This window comes from Pedobacter sp. GQ55 (genome assembly GCF_059758925.1).
In genome coordinates, this window is sequence record NZ_JCAXEI010000002.1 from 367,880 (window position 1) to 383,657 (window position 15,778).

Below are 15,778 nucleotides of genomic sequence, written 5' to 3' on the forward strand. Positions count from 1 at the left end.
CAGAGAGCTACTCGAAATCGGACTTACCAAAGTGTATCTAACTAGTACCTTTAGCCAGCCATTTCAAGAATACAGGAGCTTTCCCCTTGCTCACAATTACCTTTTCTGCAAAGGGAATATTTAAGTTTAAGGATAACTTCCTCGAAAAGAAACTCGAAATATCAATAATGGCCTTCCTGCACACCAGATATTGCCGGTTAGCCCTAAAAAAAGCACTACCAGCTAAACGCTCGAGCTCATCCAGATTTTTATTAGGATAATAAGTTTTTCCCGAAAAGGTCAGCAAATGCGTTAACTCACTATCCAGATAGAACATGGCAATGTCATCCAGATTAACAGGAATGATCTTATCCTGATGATATACCAGTATAGAAGCCGCTTTTTGAGCCTCTTTCCCCGAAAGTAACTTTAGCAAAGTTTCATACTGCGGGGTTTGATCTGCCGAAAATATCTTCTTCAGCTGCATGTATTTCTGCAGAGCGGTATTCAGCATTTGTCGTGTAAACGGCTTTAATATATAATCGATGCCATTGGCCTTAATCGCATCCAGGGCATATTCATCGTAGGCTGTACAAAAAATTATAGGGGCCGAAACCGGCTCAGCTACAAAGATCTCAAAACTCAATCCGTCACCTAGCTGTATGTCGCTAAAGATCAGATTCGGAGCCTCATTGTCTTTAAAATAAGTAATACTTTCTTTTACTGAGCTCAACTTCACGATCTCCAAAGGTTCGTCAATCAGCTTCATGATATTCATTTCAAGGTCGTCTGCAACAACCACTTCATCCTCAATGATTACGATCTTCATAATTTAATAATTTTATACTGACTGAAAAGATGTTGTCTGTTTCTATAATCTTAATCTCGTCGCCAGAGCATAGCTTGTACCTTTCCGCAAGATTAGCCAACCCATAATTGGTAGATGCAACGATGATGTTCCTCTTTTGCACGTTATTGCTGATCAGCAAACGGTCACCATCCTGGGTAATGCTAACCTTTAGCGGAGCCAGCAAAGTGAAGTTATTGTGTTTAATCGCATTCTCTAACAAAGGCTGCAAAGAAAACGAAGGCAGGTAATAACGCTCTAGGGTTTCAACAGGCACATCAATACTGCAATCCAGCGCTGTACCAAACCTTATCCGCTGCATTTCCAGATAGTCATTTAATACATGAACCTCATCTTTCAATTTGGCAATATTATCAGTATGATAATAAATGGAAGCCCTTAAAAAGCCTGCCATGTGAACAATATACTCGTCGGCAATATGAGCGTCCTTGTGGTACAATGCTTTTAACGTATTCAAAGCATTAAACAGAAAGTGGGGATGAATCTGTTGTTTTAACAGAAGATTAGTTGCTTCCGCATTAGCCGCTTTTAACTTCGAAAGCTCCAGTTCACTGTGCAGTTTATGTTCATACAGCAATACCGAATCGTGCATTAAAATGATCATGGTATTGATAACAAACCCCGAACCTATAAATGCCAGGAACAAATTTAAGTCCGTATACGTCCAGCTTACATTTGCCATTCGGGCTACAAAAGGCCAGGTAACAAAGTACACCAATATACTCAACGGATAACCAATCAGGCACCTATACCACATAAACGGGTTCGATTTCACATCAAAACGCCTTGCTAAAATGACCATTACAAGAACATCAATATGGCCGATCATCAGTATCCCAAATATCGTAAAACCGGTAAAAGGATAAATGTCCTCCTGGCGGGAGCCATGCGAAATGATAATGTAAAAGATAATACCTATGATCACAGATAGCAACCAGGTTAGCCGGTTCATTCTTTTTACAGGTAATTTCTCTTGCATATACCCAAAGTTACTGATTAGAGCATCTTTAACATTAAATTAATCGCTAGAGCGGGCAAAATCAGCAATGAATGAGAAAATATCAGGGTTATATTTGTTTAACCTTTGGCCTTACCTTTATCGAGTCCTCGATCCTTTTCTGTTTAGCCCGCTCATAGTCAATAATCTTCTTCGTCAATATTGCTTTCCTAGCAAGTATACTTTCAACCTGCGTATCCGCAGCTTCCAGCCCCTCCATCGGATCACGAACTTCAATCTTTGCAATCCATTTCGGATCCAGATTGTCGTATCGTTCATACATTTCCATGAACTCTTCCGGACTGAACCACCTTTTCACTGATGGCTCAAATACCCATAGCCTTTGCTTAAGCGCATTATTAAATATTTTTCTGATCAAATCTATTGTTCTAACTGTTTGCTCATACTTACCTGAATATTCAAATAACGGTCTGTGTTCTCGTTGAGGTCTGTTGCTCATATCAGTAAAATTGAATAAACGAATTTACTAATATTTTTAGCAATATTTCAAAATAAAATTATCAAAAAAACATTTTTTTAGCGTTCACAAACCTGTGCTACAGCCAATCAGCATACTTAGCAATCTAAAGCGATCGTCATCTCCTTTGGTTAACCAGGAGATGACGACAACTTTATCAATCTATTTTAAGCATCCACTCATATTCCATATAGGTTGCAATTTAATTGGTGCGACAGTGTCGCACTAATTGGGTAAGACAAAAAAACATGCTTAACCACCTCATCCTTACTCCTGCGCTCAAGAGGAACGTTATGATCAATAATTTAGAGGGGACTTGCTTGTATGCCTCATTCGGATTATCCGAGTCTGGTCCTAGATACTATTACTCCAAACTACTACCACTTACTAGCTTCAGCCTTTAAATCCGTAACAGTAGTGAACTCACCGTGCTCAATTTCAGCGTCATCTTTTTCAAGGTCTTTGTTATATTGAGCAAGTTTTTCATGTGGAGTTTTTTAGCTAACCAATGAGACAAGCAATTTAAAAAACTTGCATCAAATAACAGGCTCATCCCTCACCCCCGATTCTCTACTCCCCGTCATCTGGAACAGCTCCCCCATTCCAAACACACATCAAACACCATTAACCTAGTAAATCCAAACTTTAAATTTGGATTTACTAGGTTAATTTGTAAATTTGGGTATGATAAAAAGGAATCTGGAGCCAATACTCTTGCAAAAACTTAAAAGGTCACCCGCAGTTGCCATATTAGGACCTCGACAGGTCGGTAAAACTACACTTGCTAAACAATTGAAATCTGACCAGCAAGAGAGTTTGTATCTAGATATGGAAAATCCTAACGATCAAAACAAATTGCAAGATGCTTTTAGCTACCTGACTTTATATGAAAACAGTAGGATAATTATAGACGAAATTCAGCTAATGCCCCAATTGTTTGCTGTTCTAAGACCCCTAATTGATGCAAATCGGAAAGCGGGAAGGTTTATTTTGCTTGGATCAGCTTCCCCTATTTTGGTGAAGGGAGTATCGGAGTCTCTTGCTGGACGTATAGCCTATACTGAATTAACTCCTATCGGGATTACTGAGCTAACTGAACAGTTGGACTATAAAATGAATTGGTTCAGAGGTGGCTTTCCAGAAGCACTCTTAGCTACCGATGATGATTATACAATTGAATGGCTTAATGATTTTATAAGAAGCTACGTCGAACGGGATTTAGCAATGCTGTTTGGCGTTACGCTTTCATCTGTTACGTTGCGTAATTTTTGGAGTATGCTTGCGCATTCAAATGGAAATTTATTAAATGCAGAGGTTTTTGCAAGATCACTTGGTGTAAGTGCTACAACCGTGATGAAATATCTTGATTTTTTAGAAGGAGGCTATATGGTGAGACGTTTGCAGCCATGGTTTGTGAATGCAAAGAAGCGATTAATTAAGTCACCTAAAACTTATATACGAGATACCGGAATACTTCATCGATTGTTAAATATATCCGACTTAAATGATCTGTTTGGACACCCAGCGGTAGGTGGCTCCTGGGAAGGCTATGTTGTGGAACAGATTTTTCAAGCCAAACCTGATCATCTGGATTTATTTTTTTACCGTACTCAGGCAGGAGCCGAATGTGATCTACTGCTTGTTCAAGGCATTACTCCAATAGCATGTATAGAGATTAAATTATCAAATGCTCCAACTATATCCAGAGGTTTCTTAAATTGTATACAGGATTTGGAGCCTAAAAGTAGCTTTATCATTACACCTCAAAGTGATACTTATATTGCCGCTCATGATGTTACAATCATTAATCTCTCCAGTTTTATTTCAACAAGATTAAGTTTACTTTAGATACCCTATGAAAAACTTTCTAGAATATGTTTTACAATTCGGCAATTTGACCCCACAACAAATTGACTTTATTTCAAACAAAGCGCACGAGATAGCACTTCGTAAAGACGAACATTTCTGGGAAGCAGGAAAAGTTGTGGCAAAGATTGGCTTTATTACACACGGCATTCTTCGGGTTTTCTATCATAATAATGAAGGCGAAGAACATACACGCTACTTTATCGAAGAAAACCATTTGATTCTGGATGGCCATGATGGGGAAACAAACTACACCCCCTCCGAATATTTGCAAGCTATTACCGACACCAAACTCGTTGTATTTTCAAAAAAGGATTGGAAAGAAATTTCCGATACTATTGTTGGTTGGAATAGCATCATTCAAAAAATAACGGCAACGTATCTTAGGAAAAAATTAGAAAGAAGAAGTCAGCTAATCTCCCAGGATGCCGCCACACGCTACCTTGAATTTCTCGAAAAATTCCAAACCTTAGTAAATCGTATACCACTATCATATGTGGCTTCTTATTTAGGCATCACCCAATCTTCATTGAGCAGAATAAGAAAAAACATTCGCTAAATCACTTTTTGCCAAATGGCAAATGATTCCATTTTTTATTGAACCAACTTTGCTACAGTAATTTCAAAACCAATAAAAAATGAAAACAAGAAAATTAGGAAATAGCGGATTAGAAGTATCTGCGTTAGGTTTAGGTTGTATGGGATTAAGCTTTCCCGAGGCACCTGGAAAAGACGAAGTCGTTAAATTATTACGATCCGCGTTTGAAGAAGGTATTACTTTTTTTGATACAGCGCAAGCTTATGGCGACAATGAAGAATTACTGGGTCAGGCCCTTTCTTCATTTCGCAAGCAAGTAGTCATTGCAACCAAATTTGGTTTCAGGGAAGGCAAAACAATGTTGGGAATGGACAGCCGCCCTGAAAACATTAGAGCCGTTGCCGAAGCCTCTTTGCATCGATTAAAAACCGATTATATTGATCTGTTTTACCAGCACAGAGTTGACTCCAATGTGCCTATTGAAGAGGTTGCAGGCACAGTAAAAGACTTAATACAGGAAGGTAAAGTAAAACACTTCGGTTTATCAGAAGCAAGCGCAGAAACCATCCGTAAAGCACACGCAGTTCAGCCTGTTGCAGCGTTGCAAAGTGAATATTCTATGTTTTACCGCGACCCCGAAAAAAAAATCATACCAACCTTAGAAGAATTGGGTATTGGCTTTGTTCCGTTCAGCCCATTAGGCAAAGGATTTCTTACCGGAACAATAAACCCCGACACAGAATTTGATAAAACCGATGGCAGAAGTATGTCGCCCCGTTTCAGCAAAGAAAACAGAGAAGCCAACCAGGCATTACTCGATCTGATTCTTTCAATTGCAAAAGACAACAACGCTACATCTGCACAAATAGCATTGGCCTGGCTCCTGGCTCAAAAACCCTGGATTGTTCCTATACCCGGCACAACAAAATTAAATCGCCTTGTAGAAAACATTGGTGGTGCAAACCTTTTGCTAACTGATGATGCCCTCAGCAGAATAACCGCGGCATTAACAGCAATCAAAATTTCCGGCGCCCGCTACCCCGCACAACTACAATCAATAATAGGCAAATAGCAGTTTTAAATGCCGTCCCTTTACAAAACCTTTTTTCAAAAACATTTGCTCAACTATTTAGTGGTTCTTATATTTGGCAACCAAATGGTTGCATTATAATAAATCCCTTATAAAATGAAAAAGACAATTGTACATCTTGTTTTAACAGCTCTGATATTATCATCTTGTAACAATACAAACCACTCAGAACAAACAAAAACTCACGGCTACTCAGAAGTCAACGGAATTAAGATGTACTACGAAATTTATGGAGAGGGCAAGCCACTTGTTTTACTTCACGGTGGGGGTTCTACCATTCAAACAACATTTGGAAGGGTTATTCCAATGCTGGCTAAATACAGAAAGATTATTGCTGTTGAATTGCAGGCCCATGGAAGAACCAGTGATCGAGGTAAGGATGCAACCTTTGAACAAGACGCAGACGATGCTGCAGCACTTTTAAAAAATCTAAATATTGACAAGGCCGACTTCTTTGGTTTCAGTAACGGAGGAACAACCACTATACAGATAGCCATTCGTCACCCACAAATTGTAGATAAAATCGTTCTGGGCTCTGCACTTTGCAAACGAAATGGAATGCCTGCGCAATTTTGGGATTTCATGAAACAGGCGAACTTATCAAATATGCCCCAGGAGCTAAAAGATGCTTACCTGGCCGTAACACCTGATCCTAAAGGCCTTCAAATAATGCACGACAGAGACGCAAAGCGCATGGTAAATTTTAAAGACATACCAGACGAACAGATCAAATCTATTAAAGCCAAAACGCTAATCATAATAGGTGATAAAGATGCTGTAAAACCCGAGCATGCTATAGAAATGAACAGACTGATTGCCAACTCAAAATTAGCCATAATACCAGGTGTACACGGTGAGTACATCGGCGAAATAACAACCCTAAAATCCAATTCCAAAGAAGAAGAATATGTTATTCCAATGATTGAACGCTTCCTTGATAAATAAGAAATTTATACCCTTTCTACTGGCTTGTTAGCCATTTCACCACTTCTATTTCATTCGCAATACTCCAGGAATGCGGATGCCTCAGGTTATTCGGTTTCCGGAACCCCTTGCCAGTTGTTGTAACCAAAATAGCTTTGCTGTTACCCAACTGCCGCAATTCGTTGATCATAGCAGGTTGATCTGTGATATTGGTCTATTAGCGAAGGCTAAAGAATATGGAGTTATCTCATCTGTTAAACCTTACATTGAAAAAATTCAAGCTACCAACTTTAGAATCTCCACATCTTTAGTCAATCTGGTACTTGAGAGAACGGGGGAAAAATAATCGTCATAAAAATAAAACCCTGCAATCAAATTATTGCAAGGTTTTTCTACTACTGGATATACCAAAGTATACACGTAAAAAGAATTTTAGAAGATCATGAAGCCAATACTCGCCTGAAAGGAACTCGGCCTTACTTTAAATTCCTTACTCATATTGGTCAAAGCTCCTTCATATTTCAAATCAAGAGTAAACCTGCCAATATCCACACCCGCTCCTGCCTGATAACCAATGTTGGATTTGTCGAATTTCCGAAAGGATTCGGATGCCTGTTTCAAAATTGAAGCTTTGTCGTTCAATACATAAGAATAAACGCCTCCACCAAAAATTCTGAAGGTTAGATCTTCGGAATTTAATAGCTTGTAACCAACCAATACTGGAACTTCAATGCTGTTCCATTTGGCTTTTTGAGCACCAAAGCTACCATTTTCAATCTTTGATTTTTTTTGGGAGTACAATACCTCGCCTTGTAGGTAAAATTGTGAAATGTCTACCCTTGTAAAAATCCCTCCATGATAACCCAGTGAATACTTAGCGTCAAGGTTACTCTTAGACAAGGAAAGATTAGAGAAATTTGCGCCCCCTTTAAAGCCGATATGTACCGGGCTTTTGCTTTGTGATTTTGTTTCATTAGTGATAAATGCAGTACCTATCAAGAGTAGCATTATCAGATTTTTCAATTTTAATTCCATTTTCATTTGTTTTTATTTTCCACAAAAGAGATAAATCCTGCAGCGCTACTCAAAATAGTTTGACCAATTGCGGCTATGTATTGACTGCTGGTTAATCTGCGGTTGCTCATCATCCTTAACTAGTCGCCTGCAACCCTAACCCGTCCCGAGGAACCAAGAGATCTCTTGATTATGCAAACACCGCCTTAAAACCCAATTTGCAAGCCTGCCGAAGCATAAGCAGACGCCTTAAAAGAATAACCTTTATCCTGAAAAATCGTCTTTAAACTTCTATTGGTTATTTGTGCCGTACGCGTGGCATTTAACCCAAAAGTGAGCGGTATAGAAACACGTTTACCTATCTTTATTTCCGGCCGTAACCCTATAACAAAGTATTGATGAGTAAACATTTTATCCTCCCCCTCCTGTTCCAATAAAGCCATCTGTCCGTTAATCTCCGCTACAAAACTTAGCCTCAAGTTTTTATTGACATTATAGCCTGCCGACATTTCAAGACCATCCTTCAGCGAAACCTTAATCCCATACCGCCCAGATGTGGTCCAGTTGAGGTAAAAAGCCGGAAATAGCATCGGAAATCCGAAAGAGTTATTGATAGCAAGACCACCTCCCAAATCCAGATTCGGCCTCAAATGACGAATGAAAACAACACTAGCACTAGCCAATGTATTTTTATACCTGATTTGCGACAATTTAGTGCTTGGCATAAAAATTCCGCCACCTATCCCCGCCTTCAGTGACCACCTATCATTTAATGGTCGTTGATAATTAAGGCTTACACCAAGATTCAAAATCTCATCAATAACCAATGGTTCAGTAAAATTTCTATTGCTAAGCTTAACATATGCCCCGCCTCCGCTAATAGACCACATTGTTGGACGATTTTTCTCATTCAGCTTCATCGATAGAGGAATGTTTATTCCACCCTGATACACCATTGCTGAACCTTTACTGTTTCCTATCGTCTGACTAGAATCACCTTCTGTTACCTGATACTTTGATGTTCCGAAATATTCAGTCTTAAAAAAAACCTGTGCGCTGATGTTTGTACAAGTCACACTTATAAAAACACAAATCAATAATAATCTCATAATTTTAATATATACAAGACGTTTTTTACGTCTGTTGAGACAAATATCCAGGGGATCCCGGCGCGACAAAAATAGTTTTGACCGATGGGCATTTCGCTTTGACGCCTGGTAATCGACTATAGATTAATACCCTTAACTTTGTGGCATGACACTTTTGAAAAATTACGATCGGTTTGTTATCCTCATATGGATATTCCTAACCATTGTCTTTGGCTTTCGATACATACCCGACTCGTCTATTCTGGAAGGAGGTTTGTTAGCATTATGCGTCATGTCATGTGTATACCCATTTACAACATACTTAAGCAAAAACCTGCTGCAAAAAGCAATGAGACAAAAAAAGATGCTTTTATTCGTTGGGCAGTTTTTTCTTGTGTCAGCTATATCTGCCGTATGTATACCTGCAATTCTTTATGGTTTTCTCTATTTAGAAGACAGTGGCGTTTTTCCTCCCTCCGAGTTATTATTGGGGAGGAGTCTGTTTGGCATAATGTACATCAATGCATTACTCGTGGCCTTATTCGTTAATTTTGGATTTTGCGGATTGAGGTTCTATGAGGAAAACATGAAACTGCATGAAGCGTTGGTTGAGTCCCAGCTACAAATACTTCATCAGCAGATCAATCCTCATTTCATGTTTAATGTATTGAATCACATCAATATACTAATGTTGGAAGATGTAGATCTGGCCTCTTCATTATTAATAAAATATTCTAAAATACTTCGTCATCAGCTTAACAGTGAGAAAAACAGAAAAGTAAGCATAGAGCAGGAAGTTCTGTTCCTGAAAGACTTTATTGATATAGAAAAAGTAAGATGGGGAAACGAGCTGACCATAAATTGTTCCTGGAAGGTCGAAGATAACGTCAGGGAATTCCCCCCTTTGTTATTAATCACATTTATAGAAAATGCCTTTAAACATGTGTCTCGTGGCATATCAGAAAAGGCTTATGTAAACATAGATTTTGAGCAGGTAGCTAACTCGATTTGCCTGGAAATCGAAAACTCCAAATCGAATATTCAGCAGGAAAAAGACAGCGTTTCGGGCTTAGGACTAGAGAACATTAAGAAACGTCTAGATATTCTTTATGCCGATGATTATCGCTTAACAATCAAAGATTCGGGAACAACTTATTATACAAAACTGGTGATCAAAATATAGAATTATGACAGAGATACTATCGAAACAAACAAATAGTCAGCCGCTTAAATGCTTAATTGTGGATGATGAGCCAGTTGCAATTAAAGGGGTAGTCAACTTCATTAACCAGTTGGATTTTCTTGAGGTCTCAGATACTTGCACCTCCGCAATGAAGGCAACAGAGATACTGAAAGTAAAGGATATCGACTTGATGTTTCTGGACATTAACATGCCCATGCTGTCCGGACTTGAATTTTTGGAGTCATTAGACAAATCCCCGCTCACCATATTGACCACGGCTTATTCAGCGCATGCACTGGAAGGCTTTAGATTGAACGTTGTAGATTATTTGTTAAAGCCATTGGAATTTCAGCGCTTCTTTCAGGCAGCAAACAAGGCATTGGACCTATTTCAATCACGTATCGTATTACAAAATAGTAAGGAAGGATCCGACTCAGATATGTATATCAGACAAGGCGATACTTTTCGACGAATAATTTGGGAAGATATCTTATTTGTCGAAGGAATGCAGAATTACCTGAAACTACACTTCAAAGATAAAACCTTTGTCATTCACCAAACAATGACCTCATTAGAGGAAATGCTCCCTAAAGATTCGTTCTTCAGAATACATGTATCCTATCTGATTAACATCCGTAAAATTGACGCCATTTCAGGAGGCCGGGTTTTCATCGACGGAAAACAGCTTCCTATCTCACGCCACAGAAAAGAAGACCTACTTAAAACGGTGGTGTATGTTAAGTTAATAAGCAAGTAAGGTTTCCTAATTAACACCTCACTGCGACCTTAAACTCGTCGCGGGATTCATCATTGCAGCCTTCACAGACCTATACCCCACCGTCAAAACCGCCACAGTCATATTTACCAGAATTGCCAGCACAAAAATCCCTGCCCCAATACTGATCCGGTAAGGAAAATTCTCTAGCCAGTTATTCATCACCCACCAGCCCAGAGGCGCTGCAACTAAAAAAGCAATCAGCAGCAAACGGGTAAACTCTTTGCCAAAAAGCCATACAATACTCTGCACACTCGCACCCAGTACCTTGCGGACACCCACTTCCCTTGTTTTTTGAGCAGCCATAAATGAGATCAATCCATACAAACCCAGACAACCGATCAGTATCGCAATACCGGCAAAAACCTGTATAAGATTCAATATAATACGATCGCGCTCATAAAACTTAGCGATCCTATCATCCAGAAAATCGTACTTATATACATTATTCGGATATGTCTTTGCCCAAACATCCTTCATCGCAGCAAGCGTAGACTTCATATTGGCCATATCCACTTTTACCGCACAAGCGCCATAATTATCGCGCAAAGTGGTAATATAAAGTGCATCAATACCCTGATGGAAGGACTTATTATGAAAATCCTTCACCACACCTACCACAGTACCCTTATAACCATTCATCACCGCAGTTTGGCCAAGAGCATCCTCATTTTTGGCCAAACCAAGTTTCCTCACAGTAGTTTCATTAATCAGAAACTCACGAACTGTATCCGAAGGCATCAAGTTACGCCCTGCAAGGATTTGCAAATTAAACATCGAGGCATAATTCGCATCTCCAGCTTTGGTTGATATACCAAACTCCTCCGCCTTCGGACGAGAACCAAACAGAATACTGGTACTTGGAGCAAATTCAGAAGCCGGTGCATCACCGCAAAACGTCAGGTTTTCTACTCCCACTATCCCCGAAAGTCCGGCTTTAAGTGCACTGATTTTAGCAACCTCATTATTCGGAACAGGAAGCATCACCATGGCATCCCTGCGGAACCCCATATCTGCCTGCCTCGAATAACGCACCTGACCAGCAACCACAAGCGTACCGATGATCAGTAACTGACAAATAGCAAACTGCGTAACCACTAGCCCCCTCCTCATTGAAATACCACCCGCGTCCTTTTGAGACAATTTCCCCTTTAAAGCAAGCACAGGTTGCAGGCCGGCCAGTATCAAAGCCGGATAAGAACCCGAAAGCACAATCATAACAAGGAACAATGCTGGTAAAAACAGGAGCATATACACATCGCTGAAAAGATGAAGTTTTACCTGCACGCCAAAAAGCTGGTTTACATAAGGCAAACTTAACTCCGCCATAATCAAAGCCAATACCATAGCCAGCGTAGTAATAGCCGCAGTCTCTACCATAAACTGCCAGAACAACTGCCAACGCTGAACCCCCAGAACTTTCTTAATCCCAATTTCAATAGAACGTTTCAGCGCCTGCGCAGTAGCCAGATTAATAAAGTTCACACAAGCGGTGATGATCAGAAAAACGCCAATTAACGACAGTGCCCAGAGATTCTTCTTCTCAACCGGGCCATGCAGATTAGGGTTAAAGTGGATATCAGAAAGTGATTGTGCCCTGAATTGAAAATACTTGGCATCTTTCGCGTTGTAATGACTGTCAGACATGGCAATAAGTGCCTCTTTTATTCTGGCAGGCGTCACCCCCGACTTAACCAGTATAAAACACTGCAAGTTTCTGTTTACACTAAACCACCAGTCTTTTTCAACCATCCAGGGGCTATGCTGTTTTAAATGCTCAAAAGGCACATAGATTTCCTCAGGCCGGTCAGTATTTACAGGGAGATTTTTTAGAATGCCCGAAACCGTGAAACTAAATGTATTGTCTACACGAAAGGTTTTACCAATAGGATCTGCTCCGCCAAAGTATTTCCTGGCAATGCGTTCTGTAATCAGTGCGGTATTTGGTACACGCAAAGCCGATTGCTTATTTCCGCGGATCAATGGTAGGTCAAGGATATCAAGGAACTCCGGCTCAGCAAATGCCACACGCTCTTCAAACTTTGCTTCTGACCCATTGGCCGAAGGAACAGCGACAACCCTATCTGGAAGAGCAGCCACGCTGGCAACCTTTTCAGCAAGGGGATAATCACTTCTAAAAGTTTCCGCAAGTGGCGAGGTTACCCCGGTGTTGTAAGTTGTCTCTTCACCATGAAATTCCGTAGTGATCCGGTAAACCCGGTCAGCCTTAGAATGATAAGCATCAAAACTCAGGTGGTATTTCACCAATGCAAATATCAGAACCGCAGAGGCGATCCCCAGCGCCAGACCAAGTACATTAGTCAGTGTATATGATTTATTGCGCTTCAAATTCCGGAACGCGATCTTGAAGTAATTTTTCAGCATAACTATATTTTTAATCAAAATCAACATTGCAACAACATAGCCATAAGGCAAAACACCCTTTTCTGAGCCAAAAACAGCAATTTCATCGCCAATCACTTGTGCGAATATGAACACCACTGTCCGAAATCAGACAACCCTTCGTCATTTTGGCTACTACATTCCTCAATATGGTCACATCCACCACTTAACTTCTGCTGACTTTTGCATATCACATTTAAACAATTACAAAATGAAAAAGACAATTTTTATTACAGGAGCATCTTCAGGCTTAGGAAAAGCCGCTGCCAAACTATTTCAAAGTAACGGATGGAACGTTATCGCCACCATGCGCAATCCCGACAAAGAAACCGAATTGAATACACTGGAAAATGTAACCTTACTGCCATTAGACGTTACCAATGTAGAACAAATCCAGCACACAGTAAAAGAAGCAATAGCAAAACACGACATCGATGTGGTATTAAACAACGCCGGCTACGGATTAATCGGTGCACTCGAAGCAATCTCAGATGAGCAGCTGGTAAAACAAATTGACACCAACCTATTAGGTGTAATCCGCGTTACCCAGGCTTTTGTGCCTTATTTCAGGGAAAAGAAAAGCGGACTATTCCTGACTACTACCTCTATCGGCGGCCTCGTAACTTTCCCTTTGGATTGTATTTATCACGCCACAAAATGGGCTTTGGAAGGCTGGAGCGAAAGCATGTCATTTGAATTAGGCCTTCACAACATTGGCATCAAAACCATCGCACCAGGCGGAATTAAAACCAATTTTGCAGGAGAATCTTTAGCTGTTGCTCACCACCCTGCCTACGAAGAAGGATTAGAAAAATTATTCGGTTTAATGAATCCCGACAATTTTGAGCCGGTAGAATTAATCGCCAAAGTGGTGTATGAAGCCGCTACCGATGGTAAAGATCAACTTAGATATGTAGCTGGAGAATTTGCCAATCAACTATATGCCAGACGTCTCGAAATTGGTGCTGAAGCATCTGTAAAGGAGATGAACAAAATGGTGTTCGGAGAATTAGTAAATTAGCACAGCAAACTACCCAACCACACTTGCTTCCCGAAAAGTTTCCAGAAGCAACGCTGCTTGTTCAGCAGTTGGAAGCAATTTTATTTTCAATACTAATTTCAGAATATTAATGTACAGAATTAATTGAACAACTAAAAATAATAGCCGATATAACTAAAAAAAAGTAATATTTTAATTTTAAAATTAGGGGGTAGCTGCTTTCCCCCCACCCACGCTTAGGCGATGAGTGGGTTTCCGCAGCTTTTTTATGAAGAAAGAAGCAGACAACCTTTTGAAGATAAATTCTATTTCAGAACTGCACCGGATGCTGGGCTTGCCTAAACCCCTGCATCCGTTGATCAGCCTTGTAGATAATTCCACAATGGTAATGAACGAGGCCTATATCAAAAGTTCTTTTTTGTTCAATTTCTACAAAATATCGTTCAAAAAGACACTGAAAGGGATATTCGGTTATGGTCAGGGATATTATGATTTTGACGAGGGTGGTATGATATTTACCTCTCCCAATCAACTGATCTCAATTATCGGCGACGATAAAGAGTATGAAGGTTTCTCATTGCTTGTCCACCCCGATTTTATCAGAAATTACCCCCTGGGCAAAAACATAAAATCTTACGGATTTTTCTCTTACGAAGCCAATGAGGCGTTGCACCTTTCAGATAAAGAAAAGACAATTATTTTAGGCGTTCTGGATAACATCCAGCAAGAATTAAACGGCACCATCGACGATTTCAGTCAGGACCTCATGATTTCTTATATCGAAGTACTGCTGAATTACAGCAATCGCTTTTATAAACGACAATTCATTACCCGTAAAGCCGTAAACAATGATCTGCTCGTGAAAATGGAAGATGTGTTGAGCAGCTACTTTGACAAAGAGCAACCGCTGGATAACGGGCTCCTTACTGTAGAATACCTGGCACAGCATTTAAATGTTTCTCCAAGGTATTTAAGTGATATGCTCCGTTCGCTTACCGGACAAAATGCCCAGCAGCATATACACGAAAAACTGATTGAAAAAGCCAAGGAATTTCTGTCAACATCCCATTTAACAGTAGCAGAAATAGCTTATCAATTAGGCTTCGAACATCCCCAATCGTTCAGTAAAATCTTTAAAAAGAAAACCAATATCACCCCTCTGGAATTCAGAGCCTCATTCAATTAAAAAATGGACAACAATAATTTCGACCAAATCATAGAACGCGCGTTAGCGCTTAGAAAAAAATACCACGAACTTGAGCTTTCTCACCACGGTGCCGAATGGACTGTAGAAGAAGATGCCTTAGCGTTTTTAACCGATGCAGGATTGGTTGGCCGCCACACCATGTCGCAACAGCAGCGCTGGCCAAAAGCCAACACAGATACCGAACTGGAACACAAACTAGGGGAAAGCATCTGGTGGCTCATCGTTTTAGCCGACCGTATGGATGTTGACATTAAAGAAGCCCTGGGCAATTTCCTTACAAAAACGGAAAATCTTTTAAAATAAATCCTATTTACGATATTTTTTGCCCGGCTTCCTACTTGTGGGAAATACAGCTACGATTAAAATAT

At 40.0% G+C, this 15,778-nt stretch carries 17 protein-coding genes; 10 read left to right on the top strand and 7 right to left on the bottom strand.

What is annotated here, in order from left to right; translation table 11 throughout:
- Positions 1-37: 37 nt before the first annotated feature.
- The 3 genes from AC6CH7_RS06370 to AC6CH7_RS06380 all read right to left on the bottom strand — a co-directional run bounded on the left by AC6CH7_RS06370 (position 38) and on the right by AC6CH7_RS06380 (position 2,304).
- Complete coding sequence (locus AC6CH7_RS06370; RefSeq protein WP_498261889.1) at positions 38-808, bottom strand: LytR/AlgR family response regulator transcription factor; 771 nt, start codon at positions 806-808, stop codon at positions 38-40.
- Positions 789-1,826, bottom strand: a complete 1,038-nt coding sequence (locus tag AC6CH7_RS06375; protein ID WP_498261890.1) for a sensor histidine kinase — start codon at positions 1,824-1,826, stop codon at positions 789-791. The genes AC6CH7_RS06370 and AC6CH7_RS06375 overlap by 20 nt, the downstream gene beginning before the upstream one ends.
- An 88-nt stretch (positions 1,827-1,914) precedes the next feature.
- On the bottom strand, positions 1,915-2,304 hold the full coding sequence (locus tag AC6CH7_RS06380; RefSeq protein ID WP_498261891.1) for a hypothetical protein: 390 nt from the start codon (positions 2,302-2,304) through the stop codon (positions 1,915-1,917).
- Positions 2,305-3,006: 702 nt separating this feature from the next.
- On the opposite strand from AC6CH7_RS06380, the gene AC6CH7_RS06385 reads away from it, so the two are divergent.
- From AC6CH7_RS06385 to AC6CH7_RS06400, 4 genes are all read left to right on the top strand, one after another.
- Entirely contained in the window at positions 3,007-4,170 is a 1,164-nt protein-coding gene (locus AC6CH7_RS06385) for an ATP-binding protein (protein WP_498261892.1), read from the top strand.
- A 7-nt stretch (positions 4,171-4,177) separates the two neighbouring features.
- Complete coding sequence (locus AC6CH7_RS06390; protein WP_498261893.1) at positions 4,178-4,747, top strand: Crp/Fnr family transcriptional regulator; 570 nt, start codon at positions 4,178-4,180, stop codon at positions 4,745-4,747.
- A gap of 79 nt (positions 4,748-4,826) precedes the next feature.
- Complete coding sequence (locus AC6CH7_RS06395) at positions 4,827-5,798, top strand: aldo/keto reductase (protein ID WP_498261894.1); 972 nt, start codon at positions 4,827-4,829, stop codon at positions 5,796-5,798.
- 114 nt (positions 5,799-5,912) lie between these two features.
- Positions 5,913-6,761 carry an alpha/beta fold hydrolase gene (locus tag AC6CH7_RS06400; RefSeq protein WP_498261895.1) on the top strand — a complete coding sequence of 283 codons (849 nt, stop codon included), beginning with the start codon at positions 5,913-5,915 and terminating at the stop codon, positions 6,759-6,761.
- A 16-nt stretch (positions 6,762-6,777) separates the two neighbouring features.
- On the opposite strand, the gene AC6CH7_RS06405 is transcribed toward AC6CH7_RS06400, so the two are convergent.
- Entirely contained in the window at positions 6,778-6,930 is a 153-nt protein-coding gene (locus AC6CH7_RS06405; protein ID WP_498262357.1) for a hypothetical protein, read from the bottom strand.
- A gap of 6 nt (positions 6,931-6,936) precedes the next feature.
- Here AC6CH7_RS06405 and AC6CH7_RS06410 point away from each other — a divergent pair, with 6 nt between their 5' ends.
- Complete coding sequence (locus AC6CH7_RS06410) at positions 6,937-7,086, top strand: DUF3368 domain-containing protein (RefSeq protein WP_498262347.1); 150 nt, start codon at positions 6,937-6,939, stop codon at positions 7,084-7,086.
- Between the two features lie 86 nt (positions 7,087-7,172).
- Here the strand turns inward: AC6CH7_RS06410 and AC6CH7_RS06415 are convergent, their stop codons facing one another.
- Entirely contained in the window at positions 7,173-7,775 is a 603-nt protein-coding gene (locus tag AC6CH7_RS06415) for a porin family protein (protein ID WP_498261896.1), read from the bottom strand.
- 185 nt (positions 7,776-7,960) lie between these two features.
- Complete coding sequence (locus AC6CH7_RS06420; protein ID WP_498261897.1) at positions 7,961-8,863, bottom strand: DUF6268 family outer membrane beta-barrel protein; 903 nt, start codon at positions 8,861-8,863, stop codon at positions 7,961-7,963.
- A 328-nt stretch (positions 8,864-9,191) separates the two neighbouring features.
- On the opposite strand from AC6CH7_RS06420, the gene AC6CH7_RS06425 reads away from it, so the two are divergent.
- Both AC6CH7_RS06425 and AC6CH7_RS06430 read left to right on the top strand, forming a co-directional pair.
- Complete coding sequence (locus AC6CH7_RS06425; protein ID WP_498261898.1) at positions 9,192-10,025, top strand: sensor histidine kinase; 834 nt, start codon at positions 9,192-9,194, stop codon at positions 10,023-10,025.
- A 4-nt stretch (positions 10,026-10,029) separates the two neighbouring features.
- Positions 10,030-10,782: a LytR/AlgR family response regulator transcription factor gene (locus tag AC6CH7_RS06430; protein WP_498261899.1), complete on the top strand. Its 753-nt coding sequence runs from the start codon at positions 10,030-10,032 to the stop codon at positions 10,780-10,782.
- Positions 10,783-10,800: 18 nt separating this feature from the next.
- On the opposite strand, the gene AC6CH7_RS06435 is transcribed toward AC6CH7_RS06430, so the two are convergent.
- The gene (locus AC6CH7_RS06435; RefSeq protein WP_498261900.1) at positions 10,801-13,302 is read right to left on the bottom strand and encodes an ABC transporter permease; all 2,502 of its coding nucleotides are present in this window, start codon (positions 13,300-13,302) and stop codon (positions 10,801-10,803) included.
- 112 nt (positions 13,303-13,414) lie between these two features.
- Here AC6CH7_RS06435 and AC6CH7_RS06440 point away from each other — a divergent pair, with 112 nt between their 5' ends.
- The 3 genes from AC6CH7_RS06440 (at position 13,415) to AC6CH7_RS06450 (ending at position 15,713) form a co-directional block, all read left to right on the top strand.
- On the top strand, positions 13,415-14,224 hold the full coding sequence (locus tag AC6CH7_RS06440; RefSeq protein ID WP_498261901.1) for an SDR family oxidoreductase: 810 nt from the start codon (positions 13,415-13,417) through the stop codon (positions 14,222-14,224).
- A gap of 247 nt (positions 14,225-14,471) precedes the next feature.
- Positions 14,472-15,389 carry a helix-turn-helix domain-containing protein gene (locus AC6CH7_RS06445; protein ID WP_498261902.1) on the top strand — a complete coding sequence of 306 codons (918 nt, stop codon included), beginning with the start codon at positions 14,472-14,474 and terminating at the stop codon, positions 15,387-15,389.
- A 3-nt stretch (positions 15,390-15,392) separates the two neighbouring features.
- On the top strand, positions 15,393-15,713 hold the full coding sequence (locus AC6CH7_RS06450; RefSeq protein WP_498261903.1) for a MazG-like protein: 321 nt from the start codon (positions 15,393-15,395) through the stop codon (positions 15,711-15,713).
- Positions 15,714-15,778: the final 65 nt, after the last annotated feature.